The organism is Actinomycetospora rhizophila, from assembly GCF_042657905.1.
Lineage (GTDB): Bacteria > Actinomycetota > Actinomycetes > Mycobacteriales > Pseudonocardiaceae > Actinomycetospora > Actinomycetospora rhizophila.
This window is the reverse complement of the sequence record NZ_JBHSKG010000012.1, coordinates 194,611-206,319: the sequence shown is the minus strand read 5'-3', so window position 1 is coordinate 206,319 and position 11,709 is coordinate 194,611. Positions and strand designations below refer to the sequence as shown.

Below are 11,709 nucleotides of genomic sequence, written 5' to 3'. Positions count from 1 at the left end.
TGACCACCAAGAAGCTGCAACGCTCGGCGCACCGCTCGGTGTCCGCGCTCAACGCCGATATCCGCGCCTGGATCAAGGCCTGGAACGACGACCCCAAGCCCTACGTCTGGACCAAGACCGCCGACGATATCCTTGACAGCATCGCCAACTACTGCAACCGCTGGCGAACTTACGACTCAGGACACTAGCGAGGTTGCAGCGAACGCGCCGTTCGTACGCCTAGAAGCAACGAGCAGCGCGTTCGCTTCACCAGGGGCGGCGAGCGCTCAGCGCCCGCGTGCCCGGTAACGAGCGCGCTGGTCCTTGGTGACCTGCTTCCACCGCGCGCGCCGCTCGGAGGCCAAGCGAGCGTCGGTGCGTGCCGCCGCCCACTCGTCCTCGCGCCGGAGCTTGCGATACGCCTCGAACCGTCGTCCCGGGAGCTCGTCGGCGTCCACCGCCGCCCGCACCGCGCACCCGGGCTCGTGCTCGTGCGCGCAGTCGGCGAAGCGGCAGTGCTCGGCGAGGTCGACGACGTCGGCGAAGGCGCGGTCGATGCCCTCGGCGGCGTCGCGGACGCCCACGGCGCGCAGCCCCGGGGTGTCGACGAGCACCCCGCCGGTGGGCAGGGGCAGGAGCTCGCGGTGCACCGTGGTGTGCCGGCCCTTGTCGTCGACGGCGCGCACGGCGCCGACCGCGAGCAGGTCGGTGCCGAGCAGGGCGTTGGCGAGCGTGGACTTGCCGGCACCGGACGGCCCGACGAGCACCGTGGTGCCCTGTGCGGCCCCGGCCACCGCGTCGACGCCCTCCCCCGTCACGGCGCTGACGCCGACGACCTCGACGCCGGGCGCGGCGAGGGCCAGCTCCGCGAGGACGCCGGCGAGGTCGTCACACCGGTCGATCTTGGTGAGCACGAGCACCGGGGTCGCACCGCTCTCCCACGCCAGCGCGACGAGACGCTCGACGCGCCCGACCCGGGACGTGGACCCGGCGGGGACGGTGACGAGGACGGTGTCGACGTTCGCCGCCAGCACCTGGGCCTCGGAGCGGCCCGAGGCGGCGGCACGGGCGAGGGTGGTGCGGCGCGGCAGGACGGCGGCGACCACGCCGTCGTGGACGAGCACCCAGTCGCCGACCGCGCAGGCGCTGCGCGGCGCGGCGTGGACGCGGCCGGTGTCGGTCAGGACGTCGACCCGGCCGCGGTCGACGCGGGCGACGCGGCCCGGCACGGAGCCCGCCGGCGCGTCGGAGGACAGAGCGAGCTGCTCCCAGGAGCTGTCCCAGCCGTAGGTGGGCAGGACGGAGTCATGCGTGGAGTGCGAGAACACTGCAGGGTACGACCCTTCGAGCAGGACGCCCCGGCCGCGCCTCGGCGCGGCGTGGCGTCACCGTGTGATGGCGTGACGGCGCCGGTCATGGCGCCCGCTGCGGGCGGCCATGGCGTTCACTCCTCGAAGTCGTCCCGGGGCTCGTGCACCCCGGTCCCGCTCAGCGTGCCCGGTCGACCACCGGGCCCGCCAGCCCTTTTCCCGTGACGCTCAGGCCACCTGCAGTGAGCGCCGGGACAGGCCCCACATGGTGCCGTCGATCGTCGTGGTCACCGGGCCCTCGGGGTCGGTGGCGGCGCCGAGGGTGACGAACAGCGGCACGAAGTGCTCGGCGGTCGGGTGGGCGTAGGGCATCCCGGGGGCGTCGCGGAAGCCGTGCAGGGTCTCGAGGTCGCCGCGGTCGAGAGCCTCGGCGGCCCAGGCGTCGAAGTCGCCGGTCCAGCCCGGGGTCTGCTGTCCCGCGAGCATCTCGCGGGAGAGGAACGGCAGCCCGTGGGTCATGAAGCCCGACCCGATGACGAGCACGCCCTCACTGCGCAGCTCGCGCAGGCGCGTGCCGATGGCGAGCAGGCGGTCCGGGTCCTCGGTCGGCAGGCTCATCTGCAGGACCGGCACGTCGCCGAGCGGGTACATGACCTTCAGCGGCACCCAGGCGCCGTGGTCGAGCCCGCGGCGCGAGGTGTGCGCGGGCTGCCCGTCGGGCAGGGTCGCGGCGATGCGGGCGGCGAGCGCCGTGGCGTCGGGGGTCGCGTAGGTCATCCGGTAGAAGCGCTCGGCGAAGCCGCCGAAGTCGTACACCAGCGGGGTTCCGGCTTCCGGGCTCGACAGCGTCAGCGGCGCGGACTCCCAGTGCGCCGAGACGATGAGGATCGCCCTCGGGGTCGGCAGCCGGTCGGCCCACTCGCCCAGGCGCGTCATCCACTCCGCGTCGTCGAACAGCGGCGGCGCCCCGTGGCTGACGTAGAGCGCCGGGAGCGGGCCGTCCTCGGGCCGCCAGGGCGTGCGCCGTGCGGCGCGCTCCCGCGCGGCCGGCTCGTAGGCGTCGAACGCCGCTCCCGGGTGGGCGGTGGCGAACGGGTCCATGACGACTCCCTGCGAACGAGGTTGATACTTCAACTCCGGACACTACCTGCGAAGAGTTGAAGCATCAAGTAATGTGAGGGTCATGCACGAGGGGCCCTGGCTGGACGACGACGAGCAGCGCGCGTGGCGGCGCACCGCCGCGGTGATGACGCTCCTCCCCGCCGCGCTCGACGCGCAACTGCAGCGCGACGCGGGCCTGACCCAGTTCTCCTACCTCACGCTGGCGATGCTCTCCGAGACGCCGGGGCGCACGCTGCCGATGAGCGCGCTCGCGGCCACCGTGAACTCCTCGCTCTCGCGGCTCTCGCACGTGGTGGCGCGTCTGGAGAGCCAGGGCTGGGTGACGCGCGAGCCCTCGCCCGAGAGCGGGCGCGTCACCGTCGCCCGGCTCACCGACGCCGGCCTGGAGAAGGTCCGCGCGACCGCGCCGGGCCACGCCGCCGAGGTCCGCCGGCTCATCTTCGACGCGCTCGACGGCGAGGGCGTCGAGTCGCTCGCCTGCGTCACCGCCGCGATCCTCGGGCGCCTCGACCCGTCGGGCGGCCTGCGCGCCAACCCCCTCAGCCGGGAGGCCGGCGACCGACCCGCCACGGGGTGATGTCGGGCGGCACGCCCTTCCCGCGGCGCCGGCTCAGCGGGAACGTCGCGAAGCGCCCGCCGTCGAGCAGCTCGCGGGTCGGGCTGGACACGCAGACCTCGTCCGGTCCGGCCGCGTCGGTGATGCGCGCGGCGATGTTGACGTCGCGGCCGTAGTAGTCGCCGCCGAGCTGCTGCGGGGTGCCGACGTGCACGCCCGCGCGCAGGTGCAGCCGGTGCCCGTCGACGTCGAGCTCGCCCACCGCGTCCCGCGCGGCGAGCGCCACCTCGACGGCGTCCTCGGCGCTCGGGTGCACCGCCATCAGCCCGTCCCCGAGGCGCTTGACCACCCGGCCGCGGCGGCGCACCAGCGGCTCGACGACCGCGCCGACGCGCCGCAGCGCGCACACCGCGATGTCGTCACCCACCTCGAGGGTCCAGTCGGAGAAGCCGGCGAGGTCGGTGAACAGCACGACCACCTGCTCGTCGCTGGCGCGCTCCTCGATCCCGGCGTGCGCCTGCCAGAGCTGCAGCGCGGTCAGCCCGACCTCGCGCAGCACGCTCGGGCGCGTCGCCGCCAGCGGGGCGAGCTGGGCGGCGACGCGGCCGACGGCGTCGTCGCCGGTCGAGAGCGGGTCGCCGTACGCGGCGTCGCCGGGCAGCCGCGAGCGCGCCCACTCGACCGCGGCGAGCAGCCGCGGGTCGCTGTCGAGCCGGTTGGCCGCCTCGAGGACACGGCGCACCGGCTCTCGCTGATGCGCAAGCACGTCACCGAACGTAACAGCGGGCCCGGGAGACCTCCGAGCGCGAAGGTCTCGTCGTGAGCGACCTCTCGCCCGATGGACGATCTCCGTGGCACCGTTCGACGACCGCACTGTGGCCGGCCACTGGAGTTGATGATGCAGGTCCCGTTCGAGATCCAGGACTTCCTCGACCGCGCCGAGATCGTCTACGGCGACCGGGTCGGCATCGTCGACGAGCCCGACCAGCCGGCCGCGCCCCTGACCGACCTCACCTACGCGCGGGTCGCCGAGCTCGCCCGCGCCCAGGCGGCCGCGCTGGACGCGATGGGGATCGGCTTCGGGGAACGCGTCGCGATCGTCTCCCACAACAGCGCGCGCCTGCTGGTCTCGTTCTTCGGGGTGTCCGGGCACGGGCGCGTGCTCGTCCCGGTGAACTTCCGCCTCTCGGTCGACGAGGTCACCTACATCGTCGAGCAGTCCCGGGCGAGCCTGCTGCTCGTCGACCCCGAGCTCGAGGAGGCGCTGAAAGGCGTCCCGTGCGCGCGCACGATCGTGCTCGGTGAGCAGGGCGACCAGGAGATCTACCGCTTCGGCGTGGACCCCGAGCCGTGGGAGCCGGACGAGGACGCCACGGCGACGATCAACTACACGAGCGGCACGACGGCGCGGCCGAAGGGCGTCGAGCTCACCCACCGGAACCTGTGGGTCAACGCGACGACGTTCGGGATGCACCTCGGGGTGAGCGACCGCGACGTCTACCTGCACACACTGCCGATGTTCCACGCCAACGGCTGGGGCATGCCCTACGCCGTCACCGGCCTCGGGGCGAAGCACGTCGTCCTGCGCAAGGTCGACGGCGCAGAGATCCTGCGGCGGGTCGCGGCCCACGACGTCACCGTGCTCTGCGCCGCCCCGGCGGTCATCTCCGCCGTGCTCACCGCCGCCGCCGAGTGGGAGGGCGAGATCCCCGGCCGCGGGACCGTCCGCATCGTCGGCGCGGGTGCGCCCCCGCCCACGCGGACGATCGCGCAGGTCGAGGACGTCCTGGGCTGGGAGTTCATCCAGATCTACGGCCTCACCGAGACCTCGCCGCTGCTGACGTTCAACCGCCGCCGCGCCGAGTGGGACGACCTGGAGACCGAGGACCGCGCGGCCCGGCTCGGGCGCGCCGGGGCCCCCGCCCTCGGCGTGAAGGTGCGGATCTCCGACGACGGCGAGGTCCTCGCCCGGTCCAACGTGGTCCTCAAGAGCTACTGGGAGCGGCCCGACGAGACCGGGAAGGTGCTCCGGGACGGGTGGTTCCACACCGGCGACGGCGGCACCCTCGACGAGGACGGCTACCTGTCGATCAGCGACCGCCGCAAGGACGTGATCATCAGTGGCGGGGAGAACGTGTCCTCGATCGAGGTCGAGGACACGCTGTTCAGCCACCCCGCGGTCGCCGAGGTCGCGGTCATCGGCGTGCCCGACGAGAAGTGGGGCGAGACGATCAAGGCCCTGGTGGTGCTCGCCCCGGGCGAGCAGGTCACCGAGGCCGAGCTGATCGAGCACTGCAAGGCCCACCTCGCCCGCTACAAGGCCCCGACCTCGGTCGAGTTCCGGGCGGAGCTCGCCCGGACGGCCACGGGCAAGCTGCAGAAGTTCAAGCTGCGTGCGGAGTACTGGGAGGGACGCGGCCGCCAGGTCAACTGACGGATCAGGTCGCGTCCGGGTCGACCGGGGCGATCTCCCCCTGCTGCAGGGGGCGGCTCGTGGTGCGCGGCGGGGTCGGCGCGGAGGACGTCCCGTTGCCGTTCCGGGAGGCGGGTGCCGCCGGCGTGGCCGCCGCCGCGGTGCCCGGGGTCGCCGCGCCGCTCCACGTGCCGTCCGCGGGCGGCTCGGCGAACAGGTTCTGGCGCACGGCACGCCGCGGGTCGAGGTCGCGCACCGAGCGCAGGTCCTCGAGGGGCTTGCGCAGCTCGTCGAACTCGGGGCCGAGCTCCTGGCGCAGCTGGTCGCGGGCGCCGGTGGCGTAGTCGCGGATGGTCCGCACGGTGCTGGCCACCCAGGACGCGGCGGCGGGCAGGCGCTCCGGGCCCAGCACGAACAGCCCGACGAGGGCGAGCACGAGCAGCTCGGGCCAGCCGATGTTGTCGAACACCCCGGCCCCCTAGAGCGTGACCTGCAGCGTCAGCGGACGGCCCTCGCGCACCACGCCCAGGCTGATGATCTGGCCCGGCGGGTGCTCCCGCACGGCGACGACGAGCTCGTCGGCGGACGCGATGGGGCGGTCGTCGACCCGCAGGACGACGTCGCCCTCCTGCACCCCGGCGCGCGACGCGGGCCCGCCCTGGCGGACGTTGAGGATCTGCGCGCCGTCGGCGGTGCCGTCGGTGACCGACTTGGCGTTCACCCCGAGGTCGCTGTGGGTGTAGCCGCCGGTGCGGATGATCGACTGGGCGATCGCGCGGACGTCGTCGATCGGGATGGCGAAGCCGAGGCCGATCGAGCCGCCCTCGCCCCCGCCGAGGGTGCGGATCGCGGTGTTGATGCCGACGACGGCGCCCGAGGTGTCGACCAGCGCGCCGCCGGAGTTGCCGGGGTTGATCGCCGCGTCGGTCTGGATGGCGTCGATGACGGGGTTGGCCTCGGCCGACTCGGCGTCGAGGCGCACCGGGCGGTCGACCGAGCTGACGATGCCCTCGGTGACCGTGCCGGCCAGGCCCAGCGGCGAGCCGATGGCGATGACGCCGTCGCCGACGCGCAGGTCGGCCGAGCTGCCGAGCTGGGCGACGACGGGGTTCGCGATGTCGACCTTCACCACGGCGATGTCGGTCTGCGGGTCGCGCCCCACCACGCGGGCCGGCGCGCGCAGGCCGGAGGCGAAGACGGCCTCGAGGCTCGCGCGCGGGTCCGTGGCCGCGAGCTCGACGACGTGGTTGTTGGTGACGATGTAGCCGTCCGGGGTGAGCACCACGCCCGAGCCGGTGCCGCCGCTGCTGCCCGCCTGCAGCTCCAGCGACACCACGGCGGGGGCGACGCGCCCGGCGACGTCGGCCACCGAGCCCGGCGGGCGCTCCCGGCCCGCCTCGACCGGCGTCAGCGTGGCCCCGGGGTCGACGAGGCTGTCGGCGCCGCCCGCGACGGCCCAGCCGACCACGCCGCCGACCGCGCCCAGCAGCAGCGCGACGACGGCCAGCAGGGCGAGCGCGGTGGGCTGCACGCGCCGCCCGAGCACGAGCTCGCGGGCGGAGAGCCGCGGGCCGGTCGGCGGCACGGCCCGGCCGGGGCGCGACTCCCCCAGTGCCGGGCCGCCCAGCTCCGCGCCCGCGTCGGGGTCGCGCCACGGGTCGGTGGTGGCGGTGTCGTTCTCCCAGAAGTCGTCGGGGCGGTCGCCGCCCGGATCCACCGGGGCCGCGGGGCGCTGCAGCGACGACGGCTCCGCGCCCTCGGGCCGGCCGAACGCGGCGACGAGCGCCGGCGCGGGCGGCTCGCCCCGCCCCGGCGGGCGTACCCGCCCCGTCTCGCCGCCCGGGGCGCCGAAGCCGCCCTCGACGCCGGCGGGGCGCCCGAAGAGCGCGGCGAGCTCCCGCTCGTCGGCCCGGTGCCCGTGGCCGTTCGTGTGGCCGTTGGTGTGGCCGTTGGTGTGGCCGTTCGTGTGGCCGTTGGCGTGGCCGTTGGCGTGCCCGTTGGCGTGCCCGTTGGCGTGCCCGTTGGCGTGCCCGTGCGACGGTGCCTGCGGGTCGGCGTCGGGCGTGGACCCGGCGGACGGGTCGGTGGGTCCGGTCATCGCGTGTCCCGGCGGGTGCGCAGGCGGGCGGGCCGCTCCAGGGTGGTGCTCATCGCTCCACCACCGTAGAGCCTCGGGGCGCGCCTCGCGTCGACACGGTCACAGCGTGCGACCGCAGCGGTGAAGGGCCGGTCAGCGGGCGGGCGCTCAGGGGGCGCCGGGGCCCGGGAGGCCCGGCGAGGAGGCGGTCGACGCCGCCACGGCACGGTCGGCGGCACGGTCGCGGACGGCGAGGTCGGCGGCCGCGGCGGTCGGCGTGACGCTCGGCGCCACGCTGCCGAGCGCCGGCACGCCGGAGGACGGCGCGGTGCCGGACACGACCGCCGGCCCGGCGAAGGCGGCCAGGGCGGCCGCGCCCACGACCACCCCGGAGCTGACGGCCACGGGCAGCCCGAACGTGCGGCGCCGCTCCGGCCAGCGGCGGGCGCGGGGCTCGTCACCGCGCTCCGGCTCCTCGGCGACCACGATCTCGCCGTCGGGAGCGACCGCGAGCCCCGCGGGCGCCTGCGGGACGGGGGCGGCGTCCGGGATGGAGCACAGGGCGCTGATCAGCGAGCTCGGGACGGCCGGGCCCCCGGCGGCGCGCACCCGGCGGCGGGCCTGTCGCTGGGCGGCGACCTCGGCGGCGCAGGACAGGCACCGGTCGACATGGGCGGCGGCGCGGTGCGCCGGGCCGGGCGGCAGCTCGTCGTCGACGAAGGCGACGACGGCGTCGAGCGCGAGGTGACCGGACTCGGTGAACCGCCGGGACCAGCCCGACGCCCCGGTGCGCCCGGAGATCATGCTGAGCTCCGGGAGGGCCCGACACGGTCGGCGGCGCGGGACTCGAGCGCGGCGCGCAGGGCCTGACGCCCGCGGTGGATGCGGCTTCGCACGGTCCCCAGTTTGACACCCAGGGTCGCCGCGATCTCCTCGTACGACAGACCTTCCACGTCGCAGAGCACGACGGCGGCCCGGAACTCGGGGGCCAGCGCGTCGAGGGCGGCCTGCAGATCGGGGTCGAGGTGGGCCTCGGACCAGACCTGCTCGGGGTCGGGGCCACCGCCGGGGAGGCGGTCGGTGTCCTCGGGGAGGCCCTCCATGCGCAGCCGCGCGCGGCGGCGGACCATGTCGAGGAAGAGGTTGGTCGTGATGCGGTGCAGCCAGCCCTCGAAGGTGCCGGGCTTGTAGCCCGCGAGCGACCGGAACACGCGAATGAACGTCTCCTGCGTGAGGTCCTCGGCGTCGTGGGCGTCACCGGTCAGCCGGTAGGCCAGGCGGTAGACCCGGTCGGCGTGCTGGCGCACGACGTCGTCCCAGGTCGGCGGCACCCACGTGCCGGTCTCGTCGAAGACGTCGTCGGTGGCGACAGGGGTCTGCTCGGGACGCTCGAGGACAGCGGTCCCGCCCGAGGACGGCGCGCCCGAGGGGGAGACGGCGGCGGGGGCGGGTCGGTCGGGCATCGGGGTGCGTGCTCCTCGGCTCGGCTGACGGCGGCCGGTCGGGGTTCCGGCGACGTGGGCACCACTCTGGCGGGCCGTCATGTCACAGGGGTGAGGTCGAGCTGAGAGGGCGCTGAGTTTCCGCGGGACGGCGTGATCCGCCCCTCACCCCGACCGTGTCGGCGGCGTGTCGGCGCGGCACGCCGCGCCGGGCCCTCCTCGCGATCTAGCCTGCTCGGATGGCGACGGGACGCCCCGGAGGGCGCGGCGGTGGGGGCGGCGGGGGCGTGCGCGGCCCCTCGCGCCCGCTGCGCGCCGTCCGCAAGGAGGCCGGCACCGCCGTGGCCGCCGACGGCCCCGACCAGGCCGAGGCCGCCACCCGGGCGCGGACCCGCATCGCCGAGCGGGCCGAGGCCTTCCACGTCGAGGACGAGCTGCTCGCCGGGCTGCGCGAGCGCTCCACCGCCGAGGGCGTCGTCCCCGTCGCGCCCGCCACCGCGGCGGCCCTGACCTTCCTCGCCGCCGCCACCCGGGCGCGCTCGGTCGTCGAGATCGGCACCGGGCTCGGGCTGGGCACGGTGGCGCTGCTGCGCGGCATGCCCGCCGACGGGCTGCTGACCAGCATCGACCCCGACGGGGAGCGCCAGGTCCGGGCCCGCGTGGCGTGCATCGAGGCGGGGTTCGCGCCCGGCCGCGTCCGCATGATCAAGGGCACCTCGCGGCAGGTGCTGCCCAAGCTCTCCGACGCCGGCTACGACCTCGTCGTGGTCGACGGCGTCACCACCGAGATGCCCCGCGACCTCGAGGCGTCGCTGCGCCTGCTGCGCCCGGGCGGCGTGGTGGTCGTCGACGACGTGCTCTGGCAGGGCCGGCTGACCGACCCGGTGCGCCGCGAGGCAGTGGCGGGCGCGCTGCGCGAGACCGTGCGGGCGGTCCGGGAGGACGAGCGCCTCGTGCCGCTGGTGCTGCCGATCGCCGAGGGCCTGCTCTGCGCGGCCCGGCGCGACCCGTCAGGCGCGTGACGCGCAGAACTCCACGAGCGTCCGGGCGGCGAAGCCCGTGGCGCCCTTGGCGACCTCCTCGTGCGGGCTGTCGCAGCGCGCCGGCCCGGCGATGTCGAGGTGGGCCCAGGGCCGCCCGCCGGTGAAGCGGCGCAGGAACAGCGCCGCCGCGATGGCGCCCGGCCCGCCCGGGGCCTGGCGGACGTCGGCGATGGCGGAGTCGACGTCCGGGTCGAGGTCGGCGGTCAGCGGCATCGGCCACCACGCCTCCCCCGTGCCCTCGCCGGCCGCGACGATCGCCGCGCGCAGGCCCGGGTCGCTGGCGAACACGCCGCCGGTGCGCACGCCGAGCGCGACCTTCATCGCGCCGGTGAGCGTGGCGACGTCGACGACCACGTCGGGGGCCAGCTCCTCGAGCGCGTAGGCGATCGCGTCGGCCAGCACCATGCGCCCCTCGGCGTCGGTGTTGGTGACCTCGGTGGTGGTGCCGCCGCGGTGGCGCACGACGTCGCCGGGGCGGTACGCGGAGCCGGAGACGTGGTTCTCGGCGAGCGGGACCAGGCCCGTCACCCGCACCGGCACCCGCAGCCGGGCGAGCGAGCGCAGGGCGGCCACGACAGCGGCGCCGCCCGCGCAGTCGGTGCGCATGTCCGCCATGCCGGCGTTCGGCTTGATGGAGATGCCGCCGGTGTCGAACGTGATGCCCTTGCCGACGAGGACGACGTGGTCGCTCGCGCCTTCCGGCGCCCAGCGGAGCTCGAGGAACCGGGGCGGGCGCGACGAGCCGCCGCCGACGGCCAGGACGCCGCCGAAGCCCTGAGCGGTGAGCCAGTGCTCGTCCCGGACGGTGACCTCGAGACCGTCGGCGTCGGCGACGAGCGCGGACGCGGTGTCGGCGAACCAGGCCGGCGACTTGGCGCCCGACGGCGTGTCGGCGAGGTCGCGGGTCCGGGCGGTGGCCGTCGCGAGCTCGACGGCGCGGTCGACGTCAGCACGGTGCTCGGCGGGGACCTCGAGGTGCACCCGCAGCCTCGGCGGGGTGCGCTCGGAGCGGACGGTGAAGCGGTGCGAGCCGAGCACGACGCCGAGCGCCAGCGCGGCCCACTCGTCGGCGGAGCGCGGCGCGTCCTCGGGGCGGTCGGGGCGCAGCACGGCGACGCGCTCGTCGGCGGCCGCCACGCCCAGCGCGCTCGCGGCGGCGTCGCGGACGGCGCGGACCGCCGCGGCGCCCGCGGCCCGCCAGTCGCGCGTGCGGCCCTCGCCGACGCCGACGAGCCAGCTCGCCAGGTCGGTGGGTGTCGTGGTGGGTGTCGTGATGGGGAGCGCGGCGACGGACCCCGCCGAGGGCCGCCACCCCGGCGGCGCACCCTCGACCGCGCCGTCGCCGGCGTCGTCGGTGGTGTCCGGGGGGTCGGTGGCGTCGGCGGAGTCCGTGCGATCCGCGTCGGGGCGCTCGTCGCGCCGCCGCCAGCGCACCGTGGCGGCCGCGTCGGGGGCGTCGTCGGGAGAGCCGTCGACGGTCAGGACGGCGAGCGGGGTGGGCAGCGCCGGAGCCGCGTACTGCGGATCGACCGCGGAGCCGGCGCCGTCCCGCCCCACGGAGGTCGGGGTGCTCAGCCGACCACGCCCTGCAGAGCCTCTCGCAGGTCGCCCGCCTCGTCCGCCGTCATCTCGACGACGAGGCGCCCCCCACCCTCGAGCGGCACGCGCATCACGATGCCGCGCCCCTCCTTGGTGACCTCGAGGGGACCGTCACCGGTCCGGGGCTTCATGGCCGCCATAGCGTGCTCCCTCCACGAGCTGGTCGTC

General features: G+C 76.0%; 12 protein-coding genes and 1 pseudogene. 4 read left to right on the top strand and 9 right to left on the bottom strand.

What is annotated here, in order from left to right; translation table 11 throughout:
• A pseudogene (locus tag ACFPK1_RS21815) lies at positions 1-188 on the top strand (IS630 family transposase); the annotation flags it as partial.
• Between the two features lie 78 nt (positions 189-266).
• On the opposite strand, the gene rsgA reads toward ACFPK1_RS21815, so the two are convergent.
• Complete coding sequence (rsgA, locus tag ACFPK1_RS21810) at positions 267-1,307, bottom strand: ribosome small subunit-dependent GTPase A (protein ID WP_378023047.1); 1,041 nt, start codon at positions 1,305-1,307, stop codon at positions 267-269.
• A 210-nt stretch (positions 1,308-1,517) separates the two neighbouring features.
• Positions 1,518-2,390, bottom strand: a complete 873-nt coding sequence (locus ACFPK1_RS21805) for a dioxygenase family protein (protein ID WP_378023046.1) — start codon at positions 2,388-2,390, stop codon at positions 1,518-1,520.
• Positions 2,391-2,472: 82 nt separating this feature from the next.
• On the opposite strand from ACFPK1_RS21805, the gene ACFPK1_RS21800 reads away from it, so the two are divergent.
• Positions 2,473-2,988: a MarR family winged helix-turn-helix transcriptional regulator gene (locus ACFPK1_RS21800; RefSeq protein ID WP_378023045.1), complete on the top strand. Its 516-nt coding sequence runs from the start codon at positions 2,473-2,475 to the stop codon at positions 2,986-2,988.
• Here ACFPK1_RS21800 and ACFPK1_RS21795 read toward each other — a convergent pair.
• Entirely contained in the window at positions 2,951-3,709 is a 759-nt protein-coding gene (locus ACFPK1_RS21795; RefSeq protein ID WP_378023044.1) for an adenylate/guanylate cyclase domain-containing protein, read from the bottom strand. The two genes, ACFPK1_RS21800 and ACFPK1_RS21795, sit on opposite strands and share 38 nt — an antisense overlap.
• A gap of 156 nt (positions 3,710-3,865) precedes the next feature.
• Here ACFPK1_RS21795 and ACFPK1_RS21790 point away from each other — a divergent pair, with 156 nt between their 5' ends.
• On the top strand, positions 3,866-5,401 hold the full coding sequence (locus tag ACFPK1_RS21790) for an AMP-binding protein (protein WP_378023043.1): 1,536 nt from the start codon (positions 3,866-3,868) through the stop codon (positions 5,399-5,401).
• 4 nt (positions 5,402-5,405) lie between these two features.
• Here the strand turns inward: ACFPK1_RS21790 and tatB are convergent, their stop codons facing one another.
• The 4 genes from tatB to sigE form a co-directional block, all read right to left on the bottom strand.
• A complete protein-coding gene (gene tatB, locus ACFPK1_RS21785) occupies positions 5,406-5,849 on the bottom strand; it encodes a Sec-independent protein translocase protein TatB (protein WP_378023042.1) in 444 nt (147 codons plus the stop codon).
• A 9-nt stretch (positions 5,850-5,858) separates the two neighbouring features.
• Entirely contained in the window at positions 5,859-7,478 is a 1,620-nt protein-coding gene (locus ACFPK1_RS21780) for a trypsin-like peptidase domain-containing protein (RefSeq protein ID WP_378023041.1), read from the bottom strand.
• A gap of 147 nt (positions 7,479-7,625) precedes the next feature.
• Positions 7,626-8,261, bottom strand: a complete 636-nt coding sequence (locus ACFPK1_RS21775) for a zf-HC2 domain-containing protein (protein WP_378023040.1) — start codon at positions 8,259-8,261, stop codon at positions 7,626-7,628.
• The gene (gene sigE, locus ACFPK1_RS21770; RefSeq protein ID WP_378023039.1) at positions 8,258-8,920 is read right to left on the bottom strand and encodes an RNA polymerase sigma factor SigE; all 663 of its coding nucleotides are present in this window, start codon (positions 8,918-8,920) and stop codon (positions 8,258-8,260) included. Before sigE ends, ACFPK1_RS21775 begins: the two co-directional genes overlap by 4 nt.
• A 218-nt stretch (positions 8,921-9,138) precedes the next feature.
• Between sigE and ACFPK1_RS21765 the strand changes: the two genes are divergently transcribed.
• Positions 9,139-9,921: an O-methyltransferase gene (locus ACFPK1_RS21765; protein WP_378023038.1), complete on the top strand. Its 783-nt coding sequence runs from the start codon at positions 9,139-9,141 to the stop codon at positions 9,919-9,921.
• Here the strand turns inward: ACFPK1_RS21765 and ACFPK1_RS21760 are convergent.
• Both ACFPK1_RS21760 and ACFPK1_RS21755 read right to left on the bottom strand, forming a co-directional pair.
• Entirely contained in the window at positions 9,910-11,499 is a 1,590-nt protein-coding gene (locus ACFPK1_RS21760; protein ID WP_378023037.1) for a leucyl aminopeptidase family protein, read from the bottom strand. The two genes, ACFPK1_RS21765 and ACFPK1_RS21760, sit on opposite strands and share 12 nt — an antisense overlap.
• 14 nt (positions 11,500-11,513) lie before the next feature.
• Positions 11,514-11,681: a DUF3117 domain-containing protein gene (locus ACFPK1_RS21755; protein ID WP_133827309.1), complete on the bottom strand. Its 168-nt coding sequence runs from the start codon at positions 11,679-11,681 to the stop codon at positions 11,514-11,516.
• Positions 11,682-11,709 lie beyond the last annotated feature (28 nt).